A 26719-nucleotide genomic window follows, 5' to 3' on the forward strand; every position below is an offset into this window, starting at 1 on the left:
ATCAGTTATCAGTTATCAGTGAGCAGTTATCAGTTATCAGTTATCAGTTATCAGTTATCAGTAGTCAGTTATCAGTTATCAGTAGTCAGGAGACAGGAGATTATTTTTATTTATTCTCCCCACACCCCACTCCCTGCTCCCCAATTCATAATTCATAATTCATAATTCCCCCACACCCCACACCCCACACCCCACACCCCACACCCCACTTCCTAATTCCCATGACCGATACTCTCACCGACTATAAAAACCTAATTAGTGAACTGATTAACCGTTATAAAAACCGCGTCGATTTCCTGACAATTCGTCTGGAAGAAGCGCGGGGGACTAATATTCTACTGCGTTCCGAACGAGTAGAAACCCTCAGCGAAGGTATTGCTATCGGTGGTCAGGTACGCGCCTGTTATAAAGGAGGTTGGGGATTTGCCAGCTTTAATCAATTATCCAGTTTACAGGAACGATTAGAAGATGCGATCGCTGCTGCCCGTTTAATTGGGGAAGAAGAAACCCTGATTGCTCCGGTAGAACCTGTAATTATCTCCTGTGAATTGCCTTTAACGGGAACGGACCCCCGTTTAGTGCCATTAGCCGATAAAAAAGCCCTCTGCGATCGCTATAATAACTTACTGCGTCAACACCATGCCAGTATTGCCACCACTTCCGTCCGTTACAGCGATAGCAGTCAACATATTCTTTTAGGCACTTCTGACGGGACTTTAATCGAACAAAAATGGTCGGACTTAGAAATGCGTTTTTCGGCCACCGCTAGGGATGGCGACAGCGTACAAACGGGCCGGGAAACCACGGGATCCCGAAAAGCTTTCGAGGATCTGGTCAATTTAGAAGAACAGGTGCAAGGGTCGGCTAAACGGGCCGTACAAGCCCTAGTTTTGCCCCCTGTCAAGGGCGATACCTACACCGTCGTCATCGATCCCATTTTAACCGGTCTGTTCGTCCATGAGGCTTTTGGCCACCTTTCCGAGGCAGATATGTTATACGAAAATCCCGACCTTTTGGAAGTGATGAGTATGGGCAAACGTTTTGGACCAGATAACCTGCAAATCTTTGACGGGGCAGGTCCAGAAGGTCATCGGGGCAGTTATTTTTATGACGATGAGGGAACCCCCGCGACGACGACTCAGTTAATTAAAGATGGGGTTTTGGTGGGAAGACTGCATTCGCGGGAAACGGCGGGCAAATTAGGCGAAAAACCGACCGGTAACGCCCGTTGTCTCAATTATCATTATCCGCCCATTGTCCGCATGACCAACACTTGGATTGAACGGGGAACCACTCCCGTTAAAGAGTTATTTTCGGGGATAAAAACGGGAGTTTATGCCCAAAATTGGCAGGGAGGCATGACTAACGGCGAAATGTTCACTTTTAGCGCCGGGGAAGCTTGGATGATTCGCGATGGAGAAATTGCTGAACCCGTTAAAGATGTGACTCTCTCCGGTAATGTCTTTAAAACCCTAGCCAATATTGAGGCAATTGGTGATGATTTCTACTGGGATGAGTCGGGGGGCTGCGGAAAAGGGGGTCAAAGTGGTTTACCGGTTGGCTGCGGTGGCCCCAGTCTCCGTATCCGCGATGTGGTGGTGGGGGGAGAAGCAGATATTCAGTAATCAGCTTCTGAAGGCAAGAGGCCCCCAGAAAGAATCTGGCAATTCTCCTACCTAAAAAGAAGGTTAGAAACTTAATAATCGTTCAGGGGGGGACGAAATCTGGTAATCTGAGAGACATCGATGAAAAGTACCTACGGTCGATACCAACAATTAATGCTGACTCTGCTGCCCCAAGAGAGTCCTTCCACAGAGTCAAGACCACTGGCTACTTGACCCGCTCTGAACGGTTACTAAGTAGGTAGTTGGAATTAGATATAAGATGGATAGCCTTGAAAGGCTTGCTGTGACTCAATTCCCCAGAAAATTAATTGCACCTACCTACTTATATTGTTTTTCTCTGACAGCCATGACTACCCTGCCTGATTTTAGTGCCTACGGTTATCAAGTTACTGAGCAACTCAATCAGAATCTTCAAGGAGGTATAATTACCTATAAGGCTCTTGAAATCGCCAACGAAAAGCCAGTGGTGATTAAACAGTTTCGCTTTGCTACTAGGAGTGATTGGGATAGTTACAAGGCAATTGAAAGAGAAATTGAGGTTTTACAAGGGTTAAATCATCCTGGTATTCCCCGATATTTGGCGCAATTTGATCCAAGTAATGGTTTATGTTTAGTCCAGGAATATAAAGAGGCTCAACCTTTATCAAAACTTCGTGGTTTTAGTCCTGAAGAGATCAAAAGTATTGCCACACAAGTCTTAGAAATTTTGATTTATTTGCAAAAGAGAAAGCCGAGCATTTTCCACCGCGATATTAAACCAGAAAATGTTTTAGTTGATGAGATTTCTTCTGTCTCGTCTCTTGCAGATGGGGGAGAGATAAAAGCTTATTTAATTGATTTTGGCTTGGCGAGAATTGGCAATAGTACAATGGCTTTGAGCAGTCTGATAGGGGGTACACTTGGATTTATGCCTCCCGAACAAGTCCATAATCAAAAATTAACTAAAGCTTCTGATTTATATGGATTAGGAGCGACCTTAATCTGTTTAATCACTCAAACTAAATCGGCTGATATTGGTACTTTGGTTGATTTTTCTACTAACAAAATTACTTTCAAAGACAAAGTATCTAAGTTTAGTTTAGGGTTTATTCAATGGTTAGAAAAAATGGTTGAGCCTAATCCAGCTAACCGTTACCAAAATGCCCGGTTAGCTTTGGAAGCGTTAAAATCTCTAGATTTAATCCGCATTCCAGAGGTTAGTTTAGATAAATTAGAATTAGATTTTGTGGCCAATTCCGTTGGTCAAGAACTGAGCAAAACTATCACAGTTACTAATACTATTCCTGATACTATGCTACAAGGAGAATGGTCAGTTTCTCCTCATCCTAAAGATCCGCCGCATACTCCCGATAGTCACAGTTGGATTAGTTTTTCGCCACGAAAATTTGAGAGTAATCAGGTTAATTGTTTGCTTAGGGTTGATACCAGCAAGTTAAAAGCCAATAAAAATTATGAAAGGGAGATTGTTTTAAACAGTAATGCAAGACAGGAAAAGTATTATTTAAAAGTTAAGGTTAAAACTGCCCCCCTCCAACCCAATGTTTCTCTTCCGCCTTATGGGTTTATATTAGCTTTTGGTTTAGTTTTAGCGCTCATTTCAGGTATTGGGTTACAGGTTGGGCTGTTGGAAATTGTGATTGGCAGGTGGATTGCCGTGGGGATTTTCACGGCGATTGCCCTGGGGATTTACTCGTCAAAGAATAGGCATTGGTTTGACTATGAGAATGATCCGCTTTCGGGTTACCTGCTTTTGTTTATGTTTTCAGGAGTCTTGGGGCCGATTGGCTGGATGATTGTAGTGGTGATTGGCGGGGTGATTCGCTGGGCGAGTACGGGAGTGATTGACACTTTTGAGATTATCGACTCAATTAAGATACCGCTGGCGATTTCACTGGGGTTTGGCGTGGTGCTGGCGATTAGCTGGGCGATTGAAAGAGCAATTAGGGCAATTCCCTGGAATGGGGGGCGGGCTATCGCTTTGTCTGTTTTGACGGCAGCTACAGGTATTTTAACAGGAATTGGTGCAGTAATTGGCTTTAATTCTTATCTGCTTGCTGGTTTAACTGCTGCTGCTTTACCCCTAGCAGGAATGTTAATTTATCCACCGTTGAAACTGGTAAGATTAAAAGCCCAACACCGCCGCCAAGAATCCCAGAATTTGATTGAACCGTAGATTTTTCCCAACCTGCTTTTTTCCAATCCTCTGCGTCAATTGCTGGTATCAAGGGAGTTTACAGGTTATGATATCAAAACTGTTCCCCATAAGGGATGGGTTGGCATCAAGAATGGTCAACTGTTAGGTATAAGTTCACAATAACTTGATATTATTATCACAATAGTCTCAAAAACAATGATCGAATTAAGTCCCGCCGCCGCTAGAGAAATTGAACGTTGGAGTCAAAGCCGTCGCCTGAGCGGTTCCTATCTGCGTTTGGCAGTAAAAAACGGAGGTTGTTCGGGACTTCACTACCATCTCGAATTAACCGATATTCCGGCAGAAAACGATCGCTTTTATCAAAGTCAGGGTATTAATATTTTAGTCGATCCTGACAGCGATCGCTACCTACAAATTTTAAAATTAGACTATTCAGAAGATCTCATGGGTGGTGGTTTCCGTTTTACCAATGCCAACACCAAAAATACCTGCGGTTGTGGTCTTTCCTTTAGTGCTTAATTAACTACTCCAAATAGCCAAGACAACTAAAAGCGCATTAACCAGATAAAATGCTCCCACAATCTTGGTTTCCGTCCAACCACTTAATTCTAAATGATGATGAAAAGGAGCCATTTTTAATAATCTTTTGCCCTGGCCATCGGGTCCTTTTGTGGCTTTATAATAGATAACCTGAGCGATTACCGAAAGAGATTCCAGAAAGAACAGACCACTAATTAAAAATAATCCCCAGAGATGTCCAGTAATTAAACCCACCGCAGCTAAAGCACCTCCCAAAGCGAGGGAACCCGTATCACCCATGAACACTTTAGCGGGGTTGCGGTTATGAAAAATGAAGCCTAGACAAGCACCAGCAAAACAAGTGCAGAAAATCGCTAAATCCGGATGACTAGGGGCGATAATAAGACCTAAACCCAAAAAAGCGATCGCACCTGTTCCCCCCGCTAATCCATCCACCCCATCGGTGAGATTAGTGGCGTTACTTTCAGCCACAAGGACAAATCCCGCCAAAATCCAGAAGAAAAAGCCCAAAGGAATCACTAATCGACCCCAAAGGGTGATATCGGTACTCACCTGATTGACCAACATCCAGAGACAAAAAAGCACCGCCCCCGTTATCTGTAAAATTAACTTCATCCGGGGGGATAGGCCTTTATTCGACTTATAACGCAGAATTTGCCAATCATCTAACCAACCGATACCCATGTAAGCAAAAGTCAGCAAAGCAACCGCCACCACATTAGGAGTGAATTTAGACCAGATTAAAGCGAAAATAAGGGCTACTGGCACAAAAAAGCTGCCTCCCATTGTCGGGGTTCCTGCTTTCTTTAAATGAGCCTGTGGTCCATCTTCGCGCATAATCTGACCCATTTTCAAGCGTCGCAGCACCGGTACTACTTGACAACCAAGACCACCACTGATTAACGTTGTGGCCATCAGGGGGAGTAACAGGGAATTAGTGGACTGAAAAAAAACTACTAACAGAAATAGTAGTCCCGTTAGTAGAATCAGGAGATGGGTTCCAGTGGGTTTTTTAAAGATAGGGGCGGAAAAAATGTTAGCGTTCACGACTAAAGCGCCAGATAAGGGGAAAATTTGCCAAAGAAGACGGGATTAATCTTCATCTAAGACTAATTCATCCTCGTCGTCATCATAACCGATATCATCGACATCCATCAGTTCAGATAGTTCCACATCTTCTTCGAGAGTCAGATCCGGTTCGGCGATTTTATCCCGGGGAATCATGCGATTATTTTTTTCTAACCACTCGACAATGGAAGCGTCTTTTTTTAGGGGAATAACCGCGGCCGGTTCGTAGCGGGGTTCTTGACGAATAGAAGGATTAAGCATAATCACTCGACGATTAACAGCAATCATTTCGAGTTTACCATGTCTTTTAAGGCTCTGATAATCTCTTGATTGGCCGCGGGGAAAGTGTAATTATCTAGTTCCTGGATAGTTACCCAGCGGATTTCTTCACATTCGATCGCTCTCGCTTGGCCGCTGAGATAACGACAGTTATATACTTGTAGATTCACCCGAAAATGACTATAGGTGTGATCGATAGTGATTAAATGACTATCAACTGCGATTTCAATGCCAATTTCTTCTAATATCTCCCGTTTAATACATTCCTGTACCGTTTCATTGCCTTCGATTTTGCCCCCGGGGAATTCCCAAAAACCGCCCAAGAGTCCCTTGGCTAGACGGCGATCGATTAAAATTAAATCTCGATCATCTCTAATTACGGCCACACCGATTTGTTTAGAAGCTAAAGAGTCTGTTTCGGGAATCATAGCGGTTATTGGCGAAAAAATAGGAAAAAATAGTTAAAAACTGACTGCGGAAAATTGAGTCAAAAGATGATATGATCGAGAATTGTACGATTAACGATTAACAATGACAGTCAGTTCCGAATCAAAGTTTATTTTAAAAGTATTGTGGTTAGATCAGAACGTAGCGATCGCTGTAGATCAGGTGGTCGGCAAAGGAACTAGCCCCCTGACCGCTTATTTTTTCTGGCCGCGCAATGATGCTTGGCAACAACTCCAAGAGGAGTTAGAAGCAAAACACTGGATTGATGAGTCCGATCGCGTTGATGTTCTCAACAAAGCCACAGAAGTAATTAATTTTTGGCAAGAGTTACGCAATCAAGGCCGACAAATCCCCATGGCCGATGCACAGTTAAAATTCCCCGAAGTTGTTTTTAGTGGTAGCAATTAATTTATAAGCTGTTCGTAATTTAAATTGCTTGTTGAGACGAGGCAAGAGGCAAGAGTCAAAAGGCAACAGTAAAGGGATTGGGGAAGGTTCGGCTAATCTAAGAATAAGCGTTTTAAATGCGTCTTAGCTTAGCAGTTATCTTAATGGGGAGCGACAAAATCTCCAGTTTTAGGCAACGGAAAACAGGAAACTTTTCCAGTAATCACCGATCAGCAGGAGAACAGCAACTTCTCAATAAGTACCTAAGCAAAATTAATTACACATATCTAAACACCTCTTGCCTCTTGCCTCTTGCCTATCTTCACTAGGAAATTAATTTTGCACGACTACTTAACAGTATTCACTGAAACCTCAAATCTGATAACTGATAACTGAAAAAGAATCGGGTAGGTTTATATAAACCCGCCCGATTTTGCTTTAATTTAATTTGGTTGGGTTTAAACCGATACTAAACCGCCGGCGGCCTGGTATCTAGCGCGAGCTTTGCGCCATGATTGTTGCGCTTGGATAGTTTTGCGACGGTCATCCCCTTTACTGACTTCATCGAGACGAGTTTGGGCCCGTTCGTATTCGGCGCGAGCTTTTTCTTTATCGATTTTTGAGCCTAATTCCGCCCCATTAACGAGGACTTTGATCTCATTATTTTCGACTTCGGCAAAACCGCCCAAAACTGCGATATTTTCCCAGTCTTTCCCCGGTCGAATTCGCATTACGCCAATATTCAGGGCAGTTAATAAAGGAGCGTGACCACTAAGAATACCTAATTGTCCCGTGGAACTGGGTAGGATTACTTCTTCAGCCACGTTATCCCAGACAATGCGATCGGGTGTAATAACCCGTACTGTAATGCTCATTGGTGATAATAACGATAATTTTGGCAGATTTCTGGGTTAAGTAACCGCGTTTAGCGGTTACTACTGACTTTTCATTAGCCTTTTTTGAGTTTTTCGCCTTTAGCGATCGCTTCATCGATATTGCCGACCATATAGAACGCTTGTTCGGGTAAGCTATCGAGTTCACCTTTGAGGATCATCTGGAAGCCTTTGATCGTATCAGCGAGGGTAACGTATTTACCCGGGGAACCGGTGAACACTTCGGCCACGAAGAAAGGTTGCGAGAGGAAACGCTCAATTTTGCGAGCGCGGTCAACGGTGAGACGATCTTCTTCCGATAATTCGTCTAAACCGAGAATAGCGATGATGTCCTGTAACTCCTTATAGCGCTGCAGGGTAGATTGGACGGCGCGAGCGGTGCCGTAGTGTTCATCACCGACGATATCAGCTTGGAGCATGGTGCTGGTGGAACCGAGGGGATCTACCGCCGGATAGATACCTTTGGAAGCCAGACCACGGGATAGTACAGTAGTTCCATCCAAGTGAGCGAAGGTAGTAGCGGGAGCGGGGTCAGTCAAGTCATCCGCCGGTACATAGACCGCTTGGATGGAAGTGATCGATCCTTCTTTGGTGGAGGTAATCCGCTCTTGCAGGTCGCCTACGTCAGTGCCGAGGGTGGGTTGGTATCCTACCGCAGAAGGCATCCGACCGAGGAGCGCCGATACTTCCGAACCAGCTTGCACGAAACGGAAGATATTATCGACAAATAAGAGTACGTCTTGCTTGTTGACATCGCGGAAATATTCGGCCATGGTCAAAGCGGAGAGACCGACGCGCATTCTCGCTCCGGGGGGTTCGTTCATCTGACCGTAAACGAGGGCGATTTTCGATTCTTCGGGGTTATCAGCGTTGATTACCTTCGATTCGATCATCTCGTTGTAGAGGTCGTTTCCCTCGCGGGTTCTTTCACCCACACCGCCAAAAACCGAGACACCACCGTGTTGAATGGCGATATTGTTGATTAATTCCATCATAATGACGGTTTTGCCCACACCAGCACCCCCAAAGAGGCCGATTTTGCCCCCTTGACGGTAGGGGGTGAGCAGGTCAATCACCTTGATACCGGTTTCAAAAACCGTCGGTGTTACTTCAAGATCGACTAATTTGGGAGCGGGACGGTGAATAGGAGAGGTTTCGGTGACGTTAACCGGTCCTTTTTCGTCCACGGGTTCACCAAGAACGTTAAAAATCCGACCGAGGGTGCATTTACCCACGGGAACGCTAATCGCTGCGCCGGTGTCCACGATATCCATACCGCGCACTAAACCATCGGTGGTACTCATGGCAACGGCGCGCACTTGGTTATCACCGAGTAACTGTTGCACTTCACAAGTAACCGATAGATTTTGACCGGCGGAGTTGGTTCCTTTTACGGTTAAGGCATTATAAATACGGGGCAGTTTGCCACTGGGAAATTCGGCATCGATGACAGGACCGATGATCTGGACGATTTTACCAACGTTAGTTTCTGTTGTCGCTACCATTGTTTATGTCTACTCTGGGTTTTAGCTGATAACTCCCACAAGGGGAAAGTCTTAATTTTTTGTAAAATTAGCCAATACTCAGCTTATCACGCTAGGGGATCAGATCAGTTATCAGTTATCAGTTACCAGTGATCAGATGTGAGTTTTCCGTGGACAGTCTGAGCGGTGATTGGTATTAAATGGCAATTTTCTGCTTACTGGTTACTGATCACTGATCACTGATAAAAAGTAAGGCAGGCCTTAGCCTACCTTAAAACAAAGCGAGGTTGATCAACTTTGAAGATGCCTACGCGGATGCAGTGCATGGAATTGGTCTGTTACCATATATTGTCGATTATAGCAAGGGTTTTGCTGGTTGTATAGATTCAATTAACAAATAATTGTAAGCTTTACCATAGATTTTAATCTATACATTGAGCCGCAAGGACTATCTCCTGTCAAATTTTCAAGGGACAGCTTTACTGAGACGCACTCCCTTCTCGCAACCGTCCGGGAGAATTGTGCTGTAAGATATCTTCAGTTTCAATTGTTTAGGCTCGCAATCGTAGATGAGAATAAATTTCGGTAGCTTTTGCGGCAATCTCAGGAAATTATCGGTTAACTATATGAATTCTGCTAAAATTATCGCTATTATCACGGGAGCGATTTCGATTTTAATCGCCGTTGCCTATTTAATCCTAGTTCAGATTCTTGACTTTCGTAGCGAGATGATTCCCGCTCCCCTAGAAGTTATTTTTCCAGGATGATAAAAATCGGGGTTGAAAAATTTTCAACCCCGAAAAAAGCAATTTTTGAGCGGATTAACCCACCGATTGTAACTGTAATTGCGAGAGAATATCGCTCTGCTCAGAGCGCTGATGACTAGAGACTGTCACCACAGCTTCAGCAGTTACATCTAATATCGCATGGTCTCCAGAATTGACTTTTCCCGATAACATCGCCTCGGCTAAACTATCCTCTAAGCGTCGAGTTAAGGCACGACGTAAAGGCCGCGCACCGTAGCTAGGATCATAACCCTCATTGATGACCAAATCCTTGAAAGCGGCGGTAACCTCCACAGAAATGCCTTTTTCTGTCAATTGTTTGGCTAGATCTGCGATCAGAATATCGGCAATCTGGGTAACTTCTTCGCGAGTTAACTGTCGGAAAACAATGATTTCATCGAGACGGTTGAGAAATTCGGGACGGAAATATTGTTTTAACTCCTCTGTCACCCGATTAGAAATCTGTTGGTAACGGGATTGAGCAAAATCGTCAGCAATCTCGAATCCTAAGCTATTACCGCCTTTTTCGATGACTTTTGAGCCAATATTCGAGGTCATGATAATTAGGGTATTCTTAAAGTCCACCCGACGACCTTGGGAATCGGTCAAATGACCATCTTCTAACAGTTGCAGGAGAAGATTAAAAACATCGGGATGTGCTTTCTCGATTTCGTCAAACAAGACCACTCTATAGGGTTGACGACGCACTGCTTCCGTTAACTGACCGCCTTCATTGTAACCGATGTATCCGGGAGGCGCACCAATTAACTTAGAAACCGTGTGGGATTCCATAAATTCCGACATATCTAGGCGAATCATACTGGATTCTGAGCCAAAGAGCAACTTAGCTAAGGCTTTCGTTAATTCAGTTTTACCCACTCCCGTGGGACCGGCAAAAATAAACGAGGCAATCGGACGGTTAGGATTCTTTAAATTTACTCGCGCTCGACGAATAGCACGAGAAACGGCATTTACTGCCTCCTGTTGACCAATAATCCGCTCGTGCAGTTGATATTCCAGATTTAAGAGCGATTCCGACTCAGTTTCAGTTAATTGGGTAACGGGAATACCAGTCCAAGCGGCGACAATTTGGGCGATTTCCTCCGCATCCACCACTGGAATTAAAGATTCGGGGTTAATTAGGGGTGATTCTTCGCTAACCTCTGCGGGACTTTTACTTTGCAGGGAATAGCGCAGATGGGTGCGGGATCCCGCTTCATCGAGAAGATCGATCGCTTTGTCCGGTAAAAAGCGATCATTGATATAGCGAGAGGATAGATTAACGGCAGCTTCGATCGCTTTTTGATCGTATTTTACCTGATGGAAATCCTCGTAGGTGGCTTTTAAACCGCGTAAAATCTCGATCGCTTGCTCTTTAGTCGGTTCTCCCACCATAACTGGCTGAAAACGTCTTTCTAGAGCCGCATCTCGCTCAATATGCTGTTTATACTCATCGAGAGTGGTGGCTCCTAAACACTGTAACTCCCCGCGAGCTAAAGCAGGTTTAAGCAAGTTAGAAGCATCCATGGCTCCTCCCATGCTACCAGCACCCACAAGAGTGTGAATTTCATCGATAAACAGGATAATACTGCCCGATTTGCGAACTTCCTCCACAACACCCTTTAAACGTTCCTCAAAATCGCCGCGAAAACGGGTTCCCGCCAGTAAAGACCCCATATCGAGGGCAATTACCTGTTTATCCCGCAAAAGTTCGGGAATATCGCCATTATGGATGAGTTGTGCTAAACCTTCAGCGATCGCTGTTTTCCCCACCCCCGGCTCACCGAGTAAAATCGGGTTATTCTTGCCGCGACGGCCCAAAATTTGGATAACTCGCTCGATTTCTGCCTCTCTACCGATTACAGGGTCAATTTTGCCGTTTTTGACCTCTTGGCTTAAATTGCGACTATATTGGGCTAAAATACCGCCTTGGGGAGCATTTTTCTGGTCTTCATAGTCACTCTTTGCCGTGAAGCGACCACTAGCGACTTTTTCCCCGGCATTTTTAATTAAAAGGCTGCGAAGTTTGATCAAATCAACACCCTGCATAATTAAAATTTTAGCGGCTAGGGATTCGGGATCGGCGGTGATAGCGAGTAATAGATGTTCAGGTGCGATCGCCTGTTCCCCTAATTGTCGAGCTTCCTGAAATGCTTGCTCGAACATCTTTTTCGCTTTCGGGGTAAAAGGGATATTAACGGGACTGTAACCGGTGCCGCGGCCGGTCATTCCTTCAATCAGGCGGCGACTTTCGTGCAGGGTGACTTTTAAATCCTTGAGAATTGAGGCTGCGGTGGCGGTGGCTTCTCCTATCAATCCTAACAGTAAATGCTCCGTACCCACGACACTGTGACCGGTACGACGGGCTTCTTCTTGGGCGAACATCACCGCTTTGATAGCTTTCTGGTTAAAGTATTCAAACATGATCGACGGCTTCCTGGCTACTGGGCTTTACCTGTTACTGTAACGTTTTCTTTACATTAGCCGGAAGGGGGATATCCGTATCAGCAGGGTGGGTTAGGGGACAGGAGTAGGGAGTGGGAATTATGAATTATGAATTATGAATTATGAAGTGGGGTGATGGGGGAGTGGGGAGACCACTTCGTGCGCGTTGCGGGGGGAGGTGGGGAGACCACTTCGTGCGCCTTGCGGGGGGAGATGATGGTAACGAATTTGCAGGTTCAGCCGGAAATATGGGGAAACTTGCCAATATTTCGCCAATCGAAGGGCGGTACTCCCAGTGATTTCTGGGCGACCGTTGACGATCTCGTTAATCCGATTGATGTACCATATAACTGAGAAGGTAAGGATTGAAAAGGCTGCCAGCCAAGTTTTTTCGAGCCGAAGGTGGGTCGGAGCCAGTCAAAGATTGGTGGAAAACTCTCAGCCGTGAAGATTGCCGGATTATTGGCAGCGATATCAAGGACGTAGAGTTTAGCTTTCCCATCGGCTGCCCCTGTGCCGTTCACTTTCCGGTTATCAAGACTTATGGGAGGTGCGGAGTAGGGGCAATTCATGAATTGCCCCTACGGGCAGACGCATCACGCGGGTCATCTTTTACATCAGCCGAGGGGAGATGATTCTGCCGCACGGCAACATCGGCGAAGTCCCAAAAACCCCAAAACGGGAAATCTAGTAGGGGCGAACGGCCGTTCGCCCCTACTAGCGCAAGAAGGAACAGGAAAAATATGACCGCTAACCCCCATACTGGCTCCGATTTCGATGCTTTTCTCAAAGAAGAAGGTCTTGAGGAGGACTGTAGTGCGGTGGCACTCAAACGGGTGCGGTTGCGGCAGTTGGCTGAGGAGATGAAACGGCTCTCTCTGACGAAAACGGAGATGGCGGCGCGGATGCAGACCAGTCGAGCGCAACTTGACCGCCTCCTCGACCCGGAAAAGACGGGCGTTTCTCTCGATACTATCCAACGGGCGGCTTCTGTGGTGGGCCGCCAATTGCGAATCGAGTTGCTCTGAGGGAAGTCAGAAAGTTCGGAGTGCCGCAGATGAAATTACCCAACGGGGAACTGGCAGAAATCTCGATGGAAAAACTGATTGGCTATTGCTTAAATCCAGAACATTCCAGAGGAAAAAATCAAGCCAGAGTCTTTCGCTCTCGTCTGGGAATAACTGCCGAGAACGCTGAGGTTTTGCGATCGCTCATCTCACAGGCTGCCCTGGAGGGGGAAGTTGTGCAACAAGCGGTCACGGAATTCGGCCAGCAGTTTAAAGTGGATTGGACGATACCAAAACGGGAAGGAACACAACTGCGAACTATCTGGGAAATCAGCTTAATTAATCCCAACCCTCGCCTAATTTCTGCCTTTATCAAGTGAAGTACCATGAAAGACATCAAACTCTTAGATACGGTTGCCATCCTCAACTCCGTCCCTCGGGAGCGATTGACTTTAGTTGAATTAGATTATGAAGCTGTCCCCAGCTTGCCAAGCGGACAGGTGGGAACAGTGGTTGAGGTGTATGAAAAAGGTTCGCGCTATCAATATTTAGTGGAATTTTCTGACAGTCAGGGGCGGGAATATGCGATGGCTATTCTGCCAGGCGATGAGCTTCTGGTCTTGCATTATGAACTGGAGGCGGCGTAAATTCTGCTTAAGGGAAAACGCTATGGCTCAAGTAGCGGTTAGCGAAATTTTGAACCCTATTACCGAATCTGACACACCGCGCCACAATCCCTCACGGAAGGCGATAGGTCGCTTGAGAAGCAGTAAAACAGGGGAAAATACCTGAAACTCTTTCCCCTGTGAATCCCTAAGCGAGGGAGAAGAATATAAAGATTTATTAAATTGTAGCTTTTGCTACAGTTGTGGGGGGGGGAGTGTGTATGCTTCTGCTATCTCCCTTTGGTGTTGGGTTGGGGTGCTGCTTGATCTAGCTACGAGGGAGGGCGGTCGCACTCTTTTCTCATAAGGATTAAATAGGCCATGAAAAAAATAGTACCGTTTTCCATTACTTGCGCCATTCTGCTTGCACCAATGGTAGCAGAAGCCGCTACAATTGCTGGAACATCTATCATTCCTAGCACGACTCTAATTCCTGTGGCACCTTTCTCTCTCAATCAGATTAATGACGGTATCACATCAGATGCTCCACCTTTTAATGGATTTGCATCTAATAGTCCATCAGGAACAATTACCCTAGATTTGGTAGGTGACTATAATTTGACTAGCTTCATCTTATGGAATGATATTAATGTTCTTGCTGAAGGAATTAGTCAATTTAGACTAGATTTTTTTGACAGTTCTAATAATCTGATACCTGTTAGCTTTACCAATACTTTCTTAGCACCCATAGGTCAAGTAGCCCCCGCAACATATAATTTCAGTCAAGCTGTACCTAATGTTAGTCGAGTCGATCTGGTTGTATTAAGCTCTAATATTGGTGTATTTAATAGAATCGAGATTCGTGAGGTAGAATTTACTGGCTCTCCTGCTTCTATCCCAGAGCCAAATAATGTTTTGGGTGTCATACTTTTAGGCGCAGGATGTTTATTGCTAAACAGAAAAAATGGGCGTGGTTCAATGTGACTTGCAGCATAAAATGGCGTAAAAACTGTACGTTCGCTCATTAGTGTCGAAACCTTAATCACTCAGTGCTTAGGTGATTTCCGAGAATAAACTTACCTTCGGCAGAGTTTAACAATGCCAAGCTCTGATAGCAGATAATTGATCCTCTGGTAATTTCTTTAGAGGAAATCACCTTAACCCAGCGGTTAAGTGCCCGAAAGATAGCTCTTGAGAATTGTACTTCTCATTCGCCCATGCCCAGCCACTCGCTTCGCTCGAAGTCAAAAGTCAAAAGGCAAAGGGATTTATAATGTCCAGCACGCTGCCACCGAAAGAAGTAGAACTGGACAGGTAATTTGTCCAAAGTTTGTTATTAGCGTAGTCGATGCTGTCTTTAGAGACTCCCAACCGCATGGTTTAGGCGGACTGAAAGTTTAATTGTCTCCCAATCTTTCTAACAGTTCAGAGCGGGATAAATTCACTAAAGAAAGAAGTAACCCGGTGCGTTCTGAGATGGGAAGTTGGGCAATCTGTTCAACTAGACCAGACAATTCCGAATCTAGGGTTCCAAACCGCCCTTCCAGAAGACTAGCTATCAGCGAGAGTTGTCCCTCTAAAGTGCCTTCCTGTTTTCCTTCTATTTTCCAATCTTCTCGCTGTTTTAGATAGGCTGGTGATAGGTTCATGATGTCCTCCTGTTCCTCGCTACTTAAATTATCTCTCAATTCCAAATTCTTACGCCAGTTGGCTAGAATTTCTAACAAATTTTCTTTAAAAGAGTTATCTTCTGGCAATTGAACTAACTCTTCTACGGCTCTTTTTTGTGTTTCTCCTTTTCCTAAAACCCTCAACCATAAAGTGTCTTCACTCACTGGTAACTGGTGGATGGCAACGATTGCCACTTTGAGGAAGTCAGCTAAAAAGTAAACCCCTTTTAACCAATTCCTCTCATCGCTGTCAGCCCTGAATCCTTGAATCATTCTAGCTGAAAAGGTGGGGGTGAGAATCCATAAAACTGGCAATTCTGCGACCGTCAGAGTTTTGTTTGCCCGTTTCGCCTTTCTTAACAGGTCATTATGAACAGTATATAACTTTGATATACAACTGCGAATCTCTATTTCTGAGGGCGGGTTACGGAAAGGTTCAAACAAACAGGAAGTCGCCGCCATTTTTCCGAGTAAACCTAAAGGGAGTTCGGTCCTTGATGGTGAACTGGCCGGTTCAAACCAGACATCTATTTCTTGAACCTCACTTTTCACTTTCTTACTCTTTTTTATGGTTCCTAGAGGCGCTAACAGTTCCTCTAAATATTCCTTGGCAAATTGGTCGTGAATTTGGCGGGTCATTCTCGGAGATGACTGAGAATATAAAGGGGGATAAACTATCCTATTATATCATTAATTAAAAAGGAATCCAATCGACAACATTGATCCATAACTAGGAATCAACTTGACTAAGAGAGGAACGTCTTTTAAAAGGAATTATTTTTTTGATTAATTCAGGTGTAATTAAGCCTTGAGGATAAAAAATTGTTCCCAAAACAATTAAAATTCCAAAAATAATCAAACGACCATCGCGCAAGAAATTCCCTAACCAAATTGGTAAACCATTCACGCCGCCGAGGGCGCGTAAAACTTCGGGCAAAGCAGTTAAAACAATGCCGCCCACCACGGGCCCGACAAAAGTTCTGGAACCACCAATTAAAACAAAAGCCAGGAAAATAATACTGGCATCAAAAGTTCCTTGACGGGAATTCCAAGTATTGAGAAAATGGGCGCTTACCGCTCCCACAACTGCCGCTAAAACTGCCCCGAAAGTGAAGGATAAAACTTTGTGATAGGTGGGATTAATTCCCATGGCCGCGGCCGCCAATTCATCGGCACGAATGGCATTAAATGCCCGACCAATTTTGATGTTTTCTAACCGGTAGAGAAACAGCATAGTTAGCAATAAGAGGGGCAAAGCCAGCCAAAGGTAGGCTAATTGAGTGGTGAAGGGTTGGGGAATGGCGAAAATACCAACCGCACCGCCAGTTATCTCGAGATTAAGGGCAATAATTCTCAAAATTTCTACCCAGGCGATCGTGGCAATAGCTAAATAAATCCCTCGCAAACGGAGAACAGGAATACCTAAAACTATGGCTAATATTCCCGCAATAATGCCAGCAATTAACATTTCTAAAAAGACCAAAGCCAGGGGATAATTGCCACCGGTATTAGTAAAAACTTTCGTGGAAAGAATGGCGGCCACATAACCACCTAAAGCGTAAAAACCGGGGGTTGCTAAGGATAATTGACCGGCCATTAAGGGCAGATAAATTGAAATGCCTAAGATGGACCCAAAGATCATTGAAACAATTAAAAAACCATAGGTGTTAAAAAAATCAGCCATATTTTCAGTGAGCGGTTATTGGGTGCTTAAGTTAGGGGAGTCAATTAGCTAATTTTATCACCGTTCTCTCCCACCTCATTCTCCGGTAATTCTCGAAATTATCATAATTTTTTACTTGGCACTTTTCCTATATCGTAGCGTTCGCCACCTTAAAAGCAGACGGGATGATCGATGATGGGAAAAGGTATCTTCCTCAACTTTGTCCTAGAAAAAATTCGGGGGAATTTATGAAACAGCAGGATTGGTTCCTCGGACTCATAAGGCTGAATTTCCCCATAAAATCGCAGTAGCGGCTGAAAAAGTCCTAGAAGCTGAGGATATTATCAATTTTACCCCAAAAGCAATCCATCAGGTGCAAGCGATCGGTTAGAAACCAGTAATATGGTTTTAAACGTTTTCAATTCGATCCTCTCACTAATCGAGCAGTTAATTTTTAGGTTAGAGAAATGATAGATAAATGAGAGGATCATGAGATAAATATGAAAGTTTTTTGGGTAAAAATTAGTTAAGATAAGGGGAAATTAAAGGATAAACAACTATAGATGTTTACTTCACTCGAACTTTTAACCACTTCCTTTGTTGCTGTGGGATTAGCCGCCGATGCCGTGGCCGTTTCTCTGACCAGTGGCCTGATGATTCGCCATATTCATGTTAATAAGGCTTTGAAAATTGCTTTGTTTTTTGGGGGATTTCAAGCGATTATGCCGATGATTGGTTGGGGTATCGGTCTAACCTGTCGCGATTTTCTTGCCTCTTTTGACCACTGGATCGCTTTTATTATTTTAGGGGCGATCGGCAGTAAAATGATCTACGAAGCTGTTCAAAATGATGACGAGGAAAAAAAATTTAATCCTCTAGATTGCTATACTTTAATCGGATTAGCGATCGCTACTAGCATTGATGCTTTAGTAGTTGGTTTGGGTTTATCGATGATTAAAACTCCCTTACTTTTAGCTTGCACTGTCATTGGTTTTATTACCTTTGCTTTATGTTTTATAGCTGTTTTTATCGGGCATAAATTCGGTAATTTATTTAGTCAAAAGGTGGAAATTCTCGGCGGTTTAGTTTTAATATTAATCGGCGGTAAAATCCTCATTGAACATTTAATCGCCTAGATTATCCCCATTTTTCACTATCGGACTCCTTTTCCTGACTGTTTTAAGAAGGAAGTAGCTAATTCGGGATAACCGGCCTCAATTAAAGCCTGATCTCTGATGCGACAGGAATCGCATAAACCGCAGGGTTCAACTTCTCCTTGATAACAAGACCAAGTATCAGCAATGGGAACCCCTAAACTAACGGCACGACGGACGATATCTACCTTACTATCCATCACCAAAGGGGCAATTAATTGGGGTGCTTTCCCTTCTAAACCCGCTTTCGATGATAAATTAGCTAAAGTTTGAAAGGCCTCTAAATACTGGGGACGACAATCGGGATAACCGGAATAATCCACCGCATTAATTCCTAAATATATCGCCTCCGCTTCCCTTGCTTCTGCTAAAGAAAGAGCGATCGAAATAAAAACTGTATTTCTCCCCGGCACATAGGTAATCGGGATAATATTCGGGTTAATTCCCTCTTGGGGAATAGCAATAGATTGATCGGTTAAAGCGGAACCTCCCCACAAAGATAGATTGACTTCGATCAGATGATGTTCTTTAATTTCGAGGAAATTAGCAATTTTTTTCGCCGCCGCTAATTCCCGGTCGTGTCTTTGTCCATAACGAAAGGAAAGGGCGATTAATTGATAACCAGCCGCTAGAGCGATCGCTGCTGTTGTCGCTGAATCTAATCCCCCGGAAAGTAAAATAATCGCCTTTTTTGTCATTACCCTAATGTCACCTGTGCTTGTTGATAATTAGCTACTAAGATAAATTGTTTTAGCCACCGCGAACCTAACAAAATCTCCTGAATTGCCTCCCCTGCAAAGACGGGAATTTCGTATTCTTGACCATCAATTATTACTCTGCCTAAATATATATCAAAAAATGCTTCTCCTTGAGCGGTTATCAATTTATTTTGTCGCAAAAAACGCCAATCAAGACTGTCAGCATCTTGACTATTTATGGCTAAAAACTCGGTAAAACCCGTATCCAGCATGACTTCTGTGGGTAGAATCAATCCATCATCGCCAACTAAATCGATATCAAAATAAATTTGTCCTTTGGTTCCAAATCTCCCTTCAATCATATTCTGCCACTAACTCCAGTTTCATTAATGCCAAAGATGTGATGAATTTTGTCGGGATATTTTGCCCTTGCTTTTTTACTGGCCACTTCTTGATCGGGATCGATAAAATAATCGCCGCTATCGGGTTCGATCGCAATGTACCAACCATAATAATGTTTCATTAACCGGGTCTGTAAACTCTGAAAAATCGGCCAACAACGATGATAAAATTCTAATTGTCGGGCGCGATGTTTGGCCTTTTCTTCCTCTGTAGATTGAATCTCTGGAAAAACTCGACCACGACGCACTACTCGTTCAGAATTGTTGTTAGACATAGTATTTAACCTCTTGTTAGTAAATTAGGGTTTGGGAATTATGAATTATGAATTGGGGAGTGGGGAGAATAAATAAAAAGTAATCTCCTGACTACTGACTACTGACTCCTGACTACTGACTACTGACTCCTGACTACTGACTCCTGACTCCTGATAACTGATAACTGATAACTGATAACTGATAACTGATAACTGATAACTGACTAGCGGACACCTAAAAACTTATGGGTTTGGAGACTGAGACGCCATTGGGGATGTCGGAGAACATAATTAAAGACTAACTCTTTGCTTTCCACTGTATTCCATTCGGGTTGCAGATATTTGATCACCCCTTCCGATAACTTACTTTCCTGGATGGCTGCCCAGTCTAAATCCTCTGGATTAGCCACGACAATTTTTAACTCATTCACCTGTGCATAAATAGTAGGATCGGGCATTTTATAAGTTTTAGGAGAAAAAGTCACCCAATCGAAAACCCCAGTAAAAGGATGAGCGCCAGAAGTTTCTAAATGTACCCGTAAACCCTGATTTTTTAATTCCTTGGTCAAAGGATCAAGATTGTGCATCAAAGGTTCACCCCCGGTAATCACCACCATAGCGGGGTTAGCCCCTTTTGCCATCTCAACCAATTCCCGCACCGATTGTTGGGGATAACGGTGGGCATTCCAAGACTCTTTTTGGTCGCACCAGGGACAATAGACATCGCAACCTCCCAAACGGAGGAAAAAAGCATTGCTTCCCGTCCAAAAGCCCTCGCCCTGCACAGAATGGAAAGTTTCGACCACAGGATAGGTACAATGGTTTATGCTAACCGTTTTCATAGAATCAGTATTATAGAAAATATGGACATTCCCCTGAACTTTGCCAAATACATCCAATGGTCTGGTATTGCCACGCTGGTTTTTTTGGTACTTACGATTATCGCTTTTCTCGTCGGTTGGGGAATCCGCTTTCGTCTCGTCGGTGTCACTAGCTTTATGGCCGTGTTGACGGTGGGGATTTTCGGTCTTGGGTTAGGATTATTTACCCGTACAGAAATTCCGGGAGCGGTGAGATTCTCCCTTGTCTATGATAACGGAGCTAATCAAGCTGTTATCTCCCTGCCCAATACTGTTACTGCCGAGCAGGTGGAAGCAACCCTAAAACAAGCCGCTAGTGACTTGTTTTCCTCCGGTCGCGCCGGTGCTGGCGGTAATAATCAATTTATCATTAGCGCTCGCACTCTCATTCATCCTCAGCCCGGTTTATCTGCTCCTTTGTACTTAGGACAGATTAAAAAATCCTTCTCCGCCCCGGGGGATAATACACCTGAACTACAGCTTTTTCCCGAAAGTTTCGCTAAAATTAGCCAATAATCCTTGAGGTTGTCAAAAAATGTCCAATGCTGTCGCTGTTTTGCCCCTGTTAATCGCCCCCGCACAAGTGATTCGGGGTGACAATGCCCTAGAAGAATCCACCGGCAAGTTAGCGGATTTGGGTAAACGTCCCCTCGTGGTGGGCGGCGATCGCAATTTAGCTTTTTTGTCATCTCCCCTGAAAAATCTCACTCCTAGCTATCACAGTTATGCCCCCGATTGTTCGGAAAATTCCCTAGCATATTTAAAGGCATCTGTCAAGAGTCATGAGGCAGATTTTATCATCGGTGTGGGTGGCGGCAAAGCCCTCGATACGGCCAAATTACTCGCCCATCAGTGCCATTTGCCGATCGCCACGATTCCCACCTCCGCCGCTACCTGTGCCGCTTGGACAGCCCTATCTAACGTCTATTCCGACGCGGGGGCGTTTCTTTACGATCTGTCCCTAGCCCGTTGTCCGGATTTATTAATTCTCGATTACGGTATTATCCAAACTGCCCCGAAAAGAACCTTAATCGCCGGTATTGGCGATGCGATCGCTAAATGGTACGAGGCCTCCGTCAGTAGCGGTCATTCCACAGAAACCCTGATCATTGCCGCTGTCCAACAGGCCCGGGTTTTGCGGGACATTCTTTTCCAAAAATCCCCGGCAGCCCTGGAAAATATCGGCGGGGAGGACTGGAAACAGGTGGTAGATGCCACCGTTTTATTAGCCGGAGTAATTGGTGGTTTAGGGGGTGCTAATTGTCGTACCGTGGCCGCCCATGCAATTCATAATGGTTTAACCCATATTCCCGCTTGCCATCATGCCCTGCACGGGGAAAAAGTCGCCTACGGAATTCTCGCCCAATTGCGTCTAGAGGAAATAGTTTTGGGTAATCAATTGGCAGTATCGGCCCGGGGGCAACTAATCCAGTTTTATGAACAAATTGGTTTACCGAAATCCCTAGAGGATTTAGGATTAAGAGATGTTTCCCTTGCCCAATTGCGCCACGCGGCCGCAATTGCCTGTCAGCCTAATTCGGACATTCATCGTTTACCTTTTACGGTTTCCCCCGAACAAGTTATGGCGGCCATGGTTTCCACTACCACTGCCGATACGATCGGGCAGAAAGTTAAAGCTAATTAAGGGCAATATTTTCGGGATTTATTAATAAAATGCCCGTTATCAGTCGTAAGAAATTAAATGAATTTGCCGAAAGGTATCCCGAAACAAAATCAGCATTAAAAGAATGGTATCAAAAAATGAAGACAGGACAATTTCAGTCCATAGCAGAATTAAGAACCATTTTCCCCAATGCTGACGAAGTAGGAAAACTGACTGTATTTAACATAGGCGGAAATAAGATTAGACTCATAGCAGCGATTCATTACATCGACAAAAAATTTATAGCGCTTCCTAAGCTAGTGAGGTACATCTATTTTCTTCCCTTTTGCCTTTTGCCGTTCGGCTGAGCTCACGGCCGAAGCCTCTTGCCTTTTGCCTAAAACCCATAACTTTTGTACCTCAGCAGACTGAAAAACGCTATATATTCGAGAAGTTTTAACTCATGCTGAATAGGACAAAAACAAATGGAAGGAGTAAAAAAATGCCGACGATAGATTTAGAGAAAACACAGCAAGCTTGGACAAACTTAAAGCCAATACTCTTTATTCCTCGTAGCGAATCAGAATATGAACAATTAGTAATTATGTTAGATAATTTGATAGATGAAATAGGAGAAAATGAAAATAATCCTCTTGCTTCTTTAATGGAAATTTTGGGAATATTAATAAAAAATTATGAACAGGAGAATGTTCCCGAATTATAAATGGTAGGGGTGGTGCGTTCCCAAATATTGGTTAACCTTGAAATTGTCATGTTTTCAGGGAGGACACCCTAGGAAAGAATGCGAGCGCCCTGCAAGAAAATATCCTTACCCTCCTGATCGCCTACGAAACCGCCGGCGATCGGGAACAGGCGATCGCCGCTCCCCTGCAATCTTAACGAGTAATTTATACTAAATCCAGTTATTAAAGACTGATTGTTTATTCCCATGAGTGCCTGTCCTGATATGTAGCCTATACTCAACGGATTTAGTATTAGATAGTCAACAGCTTATTGCAATGGGGACAAACCATTAAGCGAATCGAATAATTGTAAATTTTTGTCAAGAGGTGCGGTCAGATCGAAGAATCATCGCTATAACTCCAGAAAAATCCTGTTATTTTAGCTTATTGTCAGAAATTTAGTTAATTGCGCTAAAATGGGGTGATATGCCGAAAGTTTCCGTATAATCCATAGTTAGGCGTACATCCAAGCTATAGGAGACCACGAGGCTCAACACATCCTCTGTTCATATCGCAATTGCTCGTACTTGAAAGGATTGGATTTTTATTCCACCCACCTACTTTAGGAAGCCATGAACAAATTGCTAAAATCTTATCACGCAGTTCGGGAATTTCTAGAATTTCACACGCAGATTTATGGCACAGGGAGAATGCAAAAATTTCATGCCAACGACTTTAATACCCTTTACGAAGATGTATTAATGAGTCCGGGAGATACCCATATTCCCTTTGCTAGTGTCGATGAAGAAGGAAGATTTTTCTATCCTTGGCATCAATATTATGCTGATACTGATTGTATTTGGATGGCGAATGAATTTCATCCCATCAGCTAAATACTCAATTTAATCTTTGTAACTTAATTGGAGTCAATCATGTTAAATGAAATTTTTGCGGCTAATGATGCCTATAAATTCCTGAAAGTAGAAGACTATTTTTATCGTTATAAAGAATGGGAAAAATTAGAAAAAGTCACTTCTCATTCTTTTGACCAAGATAGCGAGCGTCTCAGTCTTAAATTTACCAAAGCCGACGGGAGAAACTGCTGTCTGTTAATTCAATTTATTCAAAAAGATACTTTTCGTGTGCGATTCAATCCCAGTTACGAATCTGGTGAACAATATCCTACAGAAAATACTCGCTCGGTTGTTATGGATAGCATTGAAGAACTTAGAACAGTTCTCAAAGCTAGTGAAAATTTCCAAGTAAGTATTCAGGAAAATAATGAACAAGTTGAACTGAAAACACAAGGGACAGATGACCATCCTAGCTTAAAAATGGTTGTCAAGTTTAATCCTTTTGTGATTGAAGTGTTTGGCTTCTCTACCGAAACTAATGACTATTTCAGAGTTTGGCAAACCGCTAATCCTGGAATCTACTATACTTCTAATGGAGCAGAAGATTATGCCATTATCCAAGCGGTAAATAAACCAGCTACTGCCAAATATATTGGCTTTGGGGAACAAGGAGGACAGGGTTTAACCAAAAATACAGCCCAGTTGAATTATTTCAACTTTGATAATATGCGCTATCGACAGGTTTATAATCGAGGTCCTTTAGATGACAGAGAACCCCTTTACCATTCTGATCCTTTCTTTTTTGAATTTAATGGTGTTCCCGATCAAAAGAGTGTTAATGCCATTTTTATTGATAACCCCGGTCAAATCTTGGTTGATGTGGGTTATATGAATTCTGGTCGCTATATGTTTGGAACTCGCTTTGGTATCTTAGATTACTTTTTCTTTTTAAATAGTGAACCCCGTCATGTCTTAGACGATTTTACCTCAATTGTCGGTCGTCCCCGTTTAAAACCTCGCTACATTTTAGGCTATCATCAGGGATGTTATGGTTATGATAGTCGAGGTAGTGTCGAATGGGCTGTTGGAAAATATCGAGATTATCAGATTCCTTTGGATGGTCTTCATATTGATGTAGATATTCAACATAACTACCAAACTTTTACCATTGATACTAATAAGTTTCCTGACCCTTTATCAATGTTTGATAATTTGCGAAAAAAGGGGTTAAAATGCAGTACAAATATAACTCCTGTTATTAGTAACAAAGATATCAATTATCAGACCTATCAGGAAGGATTAAGCAATAGTTATTTCGTCTTAGATAAACGTTATGACCCCGATAATCCTGCTAGTCGCTCCTATCAGTGCTATGGTGGAGGCAACGAATATCGTCCCAATGATCCCGATAAAATACAAGGATTTAACAGTGGTCAACCTTATATCGGAGAAGTTTATTATGGCAATGATGCCTATGGCAATGAGTTAGGAACGCCAGGTCATTATCCTGATTTTGGGCGAGGCGAAGTGCGAAAATGGTGGGGAACCCAATATCAATATCTCTTTGATATGGGGTTAGAAATGGTCTGGCAAGATATGACAACCCCTGCTATTCGTGAGACTCGTGGGGACATGAAAGGGTTTCCTTTTCAACTCTATGTGACCAGTGATTTTATTTCTGGTGTCACGCCTCAATTAACCCCTGCAATTAAAGTCTGGAACCTTTATGCTTACAATCTCCATAAAGCGACTTATCATGGACTAAATTATCTACCTGGACGGGATAATAAACGCAACTTTATCATTGGGCGAGGTAGTTTTACTGGCTCTCATCGCTTTTCAGGATTATGGACGGGAGATAATGCTTCGGATTGGGATTTTCTGCGGATGAATGTTTCTCAGGTTCTTTGCTTGGGAATGTGTGGACTTGCTATCTGCGGTCAAGATATCGGTGGTTTTGAAACCTCATCTATAGATGATGGAAAATGGGCAAGTCCTGAGCTTTTAATTCGTTGGACAGTGGCAGGTGCTTTCTTACCTTGGTTCAGAAATCATTATGTCCGAAAAGGACGCAAGGAATTTCAAGAACCATTTATGTATTTAGAATACTTCCAAGAAAGGAATCTGCCTATTCCTCAACCCCAAGATTTGTATGCAATGGTATTGCCGATTTGCAAACATTATATTGAATTGCGCTATCGGTTGATGCAGCTTTTCTATGACTGCCTTTTCGAGAATTGTTTGGATGGAATGCCGATTTGCCGTCCTATGTTTCTTAATGATCCTCAAGACCAGTCTCTTTATAATGATAAAGAATATTTCCTTGACAACCAGTTTTTTGTTGGAAAGGATCTTCTCATTTCTCCTGTTACCAAACCTCAAGCGGAGACGAATGGAGGTAAATGGGATGTTTATCTACCCCAAGGTAGTAATTGGTATTGTTTTATGAACAACCAACTACCTTTAGCCAGTTTAGTTGAAGGAGGAACGACGATTCGAGATTTTGATGCGAATCTTAATCTTGAGGGGAAACACATTAATTTCATCGTTCCTATCTATGTTCGTTCAGGTGCAATTATTCCCATGATTGAGCTTGAACAATATGTAGGAGAACTGAATCAGCAAGGTAAACCCAATCCTATTACTTTGAATATTTACCCCGGTCAAAGTGGTGAATATACAATGTATTTAGATGATGGGGTGAGTCGTTCTTCAGCAGTGGACAAACCGGAAGAGCAAGGGGGTGATCCACTAGCGAAGAGTGAATATCGCCAAACTCAGATTACCCATCAATACATAGCACCGAAAAATCGTGAGATTAAGATAGAGCGTATTCATGATAAATATACGCCTAAGTACGAGACGTTTTTCTTTGTTGCTATTTTGCACGATCCTTCTGAAACTCAGGGAAGCTCTGGTTCTTTGAATAAAGTTATTCTCAACAATCAAGAAATCCAGAAATTAGGCAATGGAGATTATAATGCCCTCAATGGGGCTAGTTTGAATGCTTGGTATTATAACCCAACCATTAATATTAGCTTTATTAAGGTATTTGATAATCTCCCTTCGGTCACGATAACTTTGGAGTATGCTTAGACCCACATTATGTGGTGTCTTCAAAATAAAGTTTTGACTGCCTGTAAATAAATAAAAAACAGG

32 protein-coding genes are annotated in these 26719 nt (G+C 43.4%); 18 read left to right on the plus strand and 14 right to left on the minus strand.

Features of this window, described 5'->3' with window-relative positions; genetic code table 11:
- The first annotated feature begins 221 nt into the window (after positions 1-221).
- The 3 genes from RAM70_RS01895 to RAM70_RS01905 all read left to right on the plus strand — a co-directional run bounded on the left by RAM70_RS01895 (position 222) and on the right by RAM70_RS01905 (position 4299).
- Positions 222-1625: a TldD/PmbA family protein gene (locus RAM70_RS01895; RefSeq protein ID WP_190380442.1), complete on the plus strand. Its 1404-nt coding sequence runs from the start codon at positions 222-224 to the stop codon at positions 1623-1625.
- 346 nt (positions 1626-1971) lie between these two features.
- Positions 1972-3798, plus strand: coding sequence for a serine/threonine protein kinase (locus RAM70_RS01900; protein WP_312672064.1), 1827 nt, complete (start codon positions 1972-1974; stop codon positions 3796-3798).
- Positions 3799-3975: 177 nt separating this feature from the next.
- Positions 3976-4299: a HesB/IscA family protein gene (locus RAM70_RS01905; protein ID WP_287998786.1), complete on the plus strand. Its 324-nt coding sequence runs from the start codon at positions 3976-3978 to the stop codon at positions 4297-4299.
- Here RAM70_RS01905 and mraY read toward each other — a convergent pair whose 3' ends face one another.
- From mraY to mutT, 3 genes are read right to left on the minus strand one after another with little or no spacing between them, the layout of a single operon-like run.
- Entirely contained in the window at positions 4300-5367 is a 1068-nt protein-coding gene (gene mraY / locus RAM70_RS01910; RefSeq protein WP_045359928.1) for a phospho-N-acetylmuramoyl-pentapeptide-transferase, read from the minus strand.
- Positions 5368-5412: 45 nt separating this feature from the next.
- Complete coding sequence (locus RAM70_RS01915) at positions 5413-5676, minus strand: DUF3134 domain-containing protein (protein WP_002735746.1); 264 nt, start codon at positions 5674-5676, stop codon at positions 5413-5415.
- Positions 5673-6095, minus strand: coding sequence for an 8-oxo-dGTP diphosphatase MutT (gene mutT / locus RAM70_RS01920; RefSeq protein ID WP_045359927.1), 423 nt, complete (start codon positions 6093-6095; stop codon positions 5673-5675). The genes RAM70_RS01915 and mutT overlap by 4 nt, the downstream gene beginning before the upstream one ends.
- A gap of 103 nt (positions 6096-6198) precedes the next feature.
- Here mutT and RAM70_RS01925 point away from each other — a divergent pair, with 103 nt between their 5' ends.
- Positions 6199-6522: a 30S ribosomal protein PSRP-3 gene (locus tag RAM70_RS01925; RefSeq protein ID WP_002760450.1), complete on the plus strand. Its 324-nt coding sequence runs from the start codon at positions 6199-6201 to the stop codon at positions 6520-6522.
- Between the two features lie 437 nt (positions 6523-6959).
- On the opposite strand, the gene atpC is transcribed toward RAM70_RS01925, so the two are convergent.
- Positions 6960-7376, minus strand: coding sequence for an ATP synthase F1 subunit epsilon (gene atpC, locus RAM70_RS01930; protein WP_002735380.1), 417 nt, complete (start codon positions 7374-7376; stop codon positions 6960-6962).
- 74 nt (positions 7377-7450) lie between these two features.
- Complete coding sequence (gene atpD / locus RAM70_RS01935) at positions 7451-8899, minus strand: F0F1 ATP synthase subunit beta (protein ID WP_045359926.1); 1449 nt, start codon at positions 8897-8899, stop codon at positions 7451-7453.
- A gap of 605 nt (positions 8900-9504) precedes the next feature.
- Between atpD and RAM70_RS01940 the strand changes: the two genes are divergently transcribed.
- On the plus strand, positions 9505-9645 hold the full coding sequence (locus RAM70_RS01940) for a hypothetical protein (RefSeq protein ID WP_002760440.1): 141 nt from the start codon (positions 9505-9507) through the stop codon (positions 9643-9645).
- A gap of 54 nt (positions 9646-9699) precedes the next feature.
- Here the strand turns inward: RAM70_RS01940 and RAM70_RS01945 are convergent, their stop codons facing one another.
- Together RAM70_RS01945 and RAM70_RS01950 are read right to left on the minus strand one after the other, a co-directional pair.
- Entirely contained in the window at positions 9700-12087 is a 2388-nt protein-coding gene (locus RAM70_RS01945) for an ATP-dependent Clp protease ATP-binding subunit (RefSeq protein WP_312672068.1), read from the minus strand.
- 257 nt (positions 12088-12344) lie between these two features.
- A complete protein-coding gene (locus RAM70_RS01950; RefSeq protein ID WP_312672070.1) occupies positions 12345-12680 on the minus strand; it encodes a hypothetical protein in 336 nt (111 codons plus the stop codon).
- Between RAM70_RS01950 and RAM70_RS01955 the strand changes: the two genes are divergently transcribed.
- The 5 genes from RAM70_RS01955 (at position 12679) to RAM70_RS01975 (ending at position 14704) form a co-directional block, all read left to right on the plus strand.
- Entirely contained in the window at positions 12679-12855 is a 177-nt protein-coding gene (locus RAM70_RS01955; RefSeq protein ID WP_157221775.1) for a hypothetical protein, read from the plus strand. The two genes, RAM70_RS01950 and RAM70_RS01955, sit on opposite strands and share 2 nt — an antisense overlap.
- Complete coding sequence (locus RAM70_RS01960; RefSeq protein ID WP_312672073.1) at positions 12852-13136, plus strand: helix-turn-helix domain-containing protein; 285 nt, start codon at positions 12852-12854, stop codon at positions 13134-13136. Before RAM70_RS01955 ends, RAM70_RS01960 begins: the two co-directional genes overlap by 4 nt.
- Positions 13137-13165: 29 nt before the next feature.
- Positions 13166-13495 carry a DUF6883 domain-containing protein gene (locus RAM70_RS01965; RefSeq protein ID WP_147069585.1) on the plus strand — a complete coding sequence of 110 codons (330 nt, stop codon included), beginning with the start codon at positions 13166-13168 and terminating at the stop codon, positions 13493-13495.
- A gap of 6 nt (positions 13496-13501) precedes the next feature.
- Complete coding sequence (locus RAM70_RS01970; RefSeq protein WP_190720514.1) at positions 13502-13762, plus strand: DUF4926 domain-containing protein; 261 nt, start codon at positions 13502-13504, stop codon at positions 13760-13762.
- 339 nt (positions 13763-14101) lie between these two features.
- Positions 14102-14704 carry a hypothetical protein gene (locus RAM70_RS01975; RefSeq protein WP_288115951.1) on the plus strand — a complete coding sequence of 201 codons (603 nt, stop codon included), beginning with the start codon at positions 14102-14104 and terminating at the stop codon, positions 14702-14704.
- 413 nt (positions 14705-15117) lie between these two features.
- On the opposite strand, the gene RAM70_RS01980 is transcribed toward RAM70_RS01975, so the two are convergent.
- Entirely contained in the window at positions 15118-16029 is a 912-nt protein-coding gene (locus tag RAM70_RS01980) for a hypothetical protein (RefSeq protein WP_159296896.1), read from the minus strand.
- A gap of 91 nt (positions 16030-16120) precedes the next feature.
- Complete coding sequence (locus RAM70_RS01985; RefSeq protein WP_045359924.1) at positions 16121-17074, minus strand: branched-chain amino acid ABC transporter permease; 954 nt, start codon at positions 17072-17074, stop codon at positions 16121-16123.
- Positions 17075-17315: 241 nt separating this feature from the next.
- Between RAM70_RS01985 and RAM70_RS01990 the strand changes: the two genes are divergently transcribed.
- Together RAM70_RS01990 and RAM70_RS01995 are read left to right on the plus strand one after the other, a co-directional pair.
- A complete protein-coding gene (locus tag RAM70_RS01990) occupies positions 17316-17444 on the plus strand; it encodes a cupin (protein WP_312672077.1) in 129 nt (42 codons plus the stop codon).
- A 172-nt stretch (positions 17445-17616) separates the two neighbouring features.
- Complete coding sequence (locus tag RAM70_RS01995; RefSeq protein ID WP_045359923.1) at positions 17617-18189, plus strand: manganese efflux pump MntP; 573 nt, start codon at positions 17617-17619, stop codon at positions 18187-18189.
- 17 nt (positions 18190-18206) lie between these two features.
- Here the strand turns inward: RAM70_RS01995 and queC are convergent, their stop codons facing one another.
- The 4 genes from queC to RAM70_RS02015 all read right to left on the minus strand — a co-directional run bounded on the left by queC (position 18207) and on the right by RAM70_RS02015 (position 20402).
- Positions 18207-18905 (minus strand): 7-cyano-7-deazaguanine synthase QueC, encoded by a 699-nt coding sequence (gene queC, locus RAM70_RS02000; RefSeq protein ID WP_312672081.1) that lies wholly within the window; start codon positions 18903-18905, stop codon positions 18207-18209.
- Positions 18905-19267, minus strand: coding sequence for an aspartyl protease (locus tag RAM70_RS02005; RefSeq protein WP_190380437.1), 363 nt, complete (start codon positions 19265-19267; stop codon positions 18905-18907). Before RAM70_RS02005 ends, queC begins: the two co-directional genes overlap by 1 nt.
- Positions 19264-19581, minus strand: coding sequence for a hypothetical protein (locus RAM70_RS02010; RefSeq protein ID WP_312672083.1), 318 nt, complete (start codon positions 19579-19581; stop codon positions 19264-19266). Before RAM70_RS02010 ends, RAM70_RS02005 begins: the two co-directional genes overlap by 4 nt.
- 203 nt (positions 19582-19784) lie before the next feature.
- The gene (locus RAM70_RS02015) at positions 19785-20402 is read right to left on the minus strand and encodes a 7-carboxy-7-deazaguanine synthase QueE (protein WP_287998778.1); all 618 of its coding nucleotides are present in this window, start codon (positions 20400-20402) and stop codon (positions 19785-19787) included.
- On the opposite strand from RAM70_RS02015, the gene RAM70_RS02020 reads away from it, so the two are divergent.
- From RAM70_RS02020 to RAM70_RS02035, 4 genes are all read left to right on the plus strand, one after another.
- Positions 20379-20936 carry a Ycf51 family protein gene (locus tag RAM70_RS02020; RefSeq protein ID WP_190380439.1) on the plus strand — a complete coding sequence of 186 codons (558 nt, stop codon included), beginning with the start codon at positions 20379-20381 and terminating at the stop codon, positions 20934-20936. The genes RAM70_RS02015 and RAM70_RS02020 overlap by 24 nt on opposite strands.
- Positions 20937-20955: 19 nt before the next feature.
- Positions 20956-22065 carry an iron-containing alcohol dehydrogenase family protein gene (locus tag RAM70_RS02025; protein ID WP_002750186.1) on the plus strand — a complete coding sequence of 370 codons (1110 nt, stop codon included), beginning with the start codon at positions 20956-20958 and terminating at the stop codon, positions 22063-22065.
- A gap of 29 nt (positions 22066-22094) precedes the next feature.
- Complete coding sequence (locus RAM70_RS02030; RefSeq protein WP_312672086.1) at positions 22095-22391, plus strand: type II toxin-antitoxin system HigB family toxin; 297 nt, start codon at positions 22095-22097, stop codon at positions 22389-22391.
- Positions 22392-22525: 134 nt separating this feature from the next.
- The gene (locus tag RAM70_RS02035) at positions 22526-22747 is read left to right on the plus strand and encodes a hypothetical protein (RefSeq protein WP_312672088.1); all 222 of its coding nucleotides are present in this window, start codon (positions 22526-22528) and stop codon (positions 22745-22747) included.
- Positions 22748-22815: 68 nt separating this feature from the next.
- On the opposite strand, the gene RAM70_RS02040 is transcribed toward RAM70_RS02035, so the two are convergent.
- Positions 22816-23007, minus strand: a complete 192-nt coding sequence (locus RAM70_RS02040) for a hypothetical protein (RefSeq protein ID WP_312672090.1) — start codon at positions 23005-23007, stop codon at positions 22816-22818.
- 331 nt (positions 23008-23338) lie between these two features.
- On the opposite strand from RAM70_RS02040, the gene RAM70_RS02045 reads away from it, so the two are divergent.
- On the plus strand, positions 23339-23599 hold the full coding sequence (locus RAM70_RS02045; RefSeq protein WP_287741742.1) for a hypothetical protein: 261 nt from the start codon (positions 23339-23341) through the stop codon (positions 23597-23599).
- Positions 23600-23638: 39 nt separating this feature from the next.
- On the plus strand, positions 23639-26656 hold the full coding sequence (locus tag RAM70_RS02050) for a TIM-barrel domain-containing protein (protein WP_312672092.1): 3018 nt from the start codon (positions 23639-23641) through the stop codon (positions 26654-26656).
- Positions 26657-26719 lie beyond the last annotated feature (63 nt).

The organism is Microcystis wesenbergii NRERC-220 (assembly GCF_032027425.1).
Classification (GTDB): Bacteria; Cyanobacteriota; Cyanobacteriia; order Cyanobacteriales; family Microcystaceae; genus Microcystis; species Microcystis wesenbergii_A.

Coding starts and splice junctions, on each gene's coding strand:
- RAM70_RS01940 (WP_002760440.1), top strand. CDS start 9,505: ATGAATTCTGCTAAAATTATCGCTATTATCACGGGAGCGATTTCGATT.
- RAM70_RS02025 (WP_002750186.1), top strand. CDS start 20,956: ATGTCCAATGCTGTCGCTGTTTTGCCCCTGTTAATCGCCCCCGCACAA.
- RAM70_RS02030 (WP_312672086.1), top strand. CDS start 22,095: ATGCCCGTTATCAGTCGTAAGAAATTAAATGAATTTGCCGAAAGGTAT.
- RAM70_RS01950 (WP_312672070.1), bottom strand. CDS start 12,680: ATGAATTGCCCCTACTCCGCACCTCCCATAAGTCTTGATAACCGGAAA.
- RAM70_RS02050 (WP_312672092.1), top strand. CDS start 23,639: ATGTTAAATGAAATTTTTGCGGCTAATGATGCCTATAAATTCCTGAAA.
- atpD (WP_045359926.1), bottom strand. CDS start 8,899: ATGGTAGCGACAACAGAAACTAACGTTGGTAAAATCGTCCAGATCATC.
- RAM70_RS01960 (WP_312672073.1), top strand. CDS start 12,852: ATGACCGCTAACCCCCATACTGGCTCCGATTTCGATGCTTTTCTCAAA.
- RAM70_RS02035 (WP_312672088.1), top strand. CDS start 22,526: ATGCCGACGATAGATTTAGAGAAAACACAGCAAGCTTGGACAAACTTA.
- RAM70_RS01965 (WP_147069585.1), top strand. CDS start 13,166: ATGAAATTACCCAACGGGGAACTGGCAGAAATCTCGATGGAAAAACTG.
- RAM70_RS01995 (WP_045359923.1), top strand. CDS start 17,617: ATGTTTACTTCACTCGAACTTTTAACCACTTCCTTTGTTGCTGTGGGA.
- RAM70_RS02015 (WP_287998778.1), bottom strand. CDS start 20,402: ATGAAAACGGTTAGCATAAACCATTGTACCTATCCTGTGGTCGAAACT.
- RAM70_RS01980 (WP_159296896.1), bottom strand. CDS start 16,029: ATGACCCGCCAAATTCACGACCAATTTGCCAAGGAATATTTAGAGGAA.
- RAM70_RS01895 (WP_190380442.1), top strand. CDS start 222: ATGACCGATACTCTCACCGACTATAAAAACCTAATTAGTGAACTGATT.
- RAM70_RS01900 (WP_312672064.1), top strand. CDS start 1,972: ATGACTACCCTGCCTGATTTTAGTGCCTACGGTTATCAAGTTACTGAG.
- mutT (WP_045359927.1), bottom strand. CDS start 6,095: ATGATTCCCGAAACAGACTCTTTAGCTTCTAAACAAATCGGTGTGGCC.
- RAM70_RS01925 (WP_002760450.1), top strand. CDS start 6,199: ATGACAGTCAGTTCCGAATCAAAGTTTATTTTAAAAGTATTGTGGTTA.
- RAM70_RS02005 (WP_190380437.1), bottom strand. CDS start 19,267: ATGATTGAAGGGAGATTTGGAACCAAAGGACAAATTTATTTTGATATC.
- atpC (WP_002735380.1), bottom strand. CDS start 7,376: ATGAGCATTACAGTACGGGTTATTACACCCGATCGCATTGTCTGGGAT.
- RAM70_RS01905 (WP_287998786.1), top strand. CDS start 3,976: ATGATCGAATTAAGTCCCGCCGCCGCTAGAGAAATTGAACGTTGGAGT.
- RAM70_RS01955 (WP_157221775.1), top strand. CDS start 12,679: ATGAATTGCCCCTACGGGCAGACGCATCACGCGGGTCATCTTTTACAT.
- RAM70_RS02020 (WP_190380439.1), top strand. CDS start 20,379: ATGGTTTATGCTAACCGTTTTCATAGAATCAGTATTATAGAAAATATG.
- queC (WP_312672081.1), bottom strand. CDS start 18,905: ATGACAAAAAAGGCGATTATTTTACTTTCCGGGGGATTAGATTCAGCG.
- RAM70_RS01945 (WP_312672068.1), bottom strand. CDS start 12,087: ATGTTTGAATACTTTAACCAGAAAGCTATCAAAGCGGTGATGTTCGCC.
- RAM70_RS02045 (WP_287741742.1), top strand. CDS start 23,339: ATGAACAAATTGCTAAAATCTTATCACGCAGTTCGGGAATTTCTAGAA.
- RAM70_RS01985 (WP_045359924.1), bottom strand. CDS start 17,074: ATGGCTGATTTTTTTAACACCTATGGTTTTTTAATTGTTTCAATGATC.
- RAM70_RS01970 (WP_190720514.1), top strand. CDS start 13,502: ATGAAAGACATCAAACTCTTAGATACGGTTGCCATCCTCAACTCCGTC.
- RAM70_RS01915 (WP_002735746.1), bottom strand. CDS start 5,676: ATGATTGCTGTTAATCGTCGAGTGATTATGCTTAATCCTTCTATTCGT.
- RAM70_RS02010 (WP_312672083.1), bottom strand. CDS start 19,581: ATGTCTAACAACAATTCTGAACGAGTAGTGCGTCGTGGTCGAGTTTTT.
- RAM70_RS01975 (WP_288115951.1), top strand. CDS start 14,102: ATGAAAAAAATAGTACCGTTTTCCATTACTTGCGCCATTCTGCTTGCA.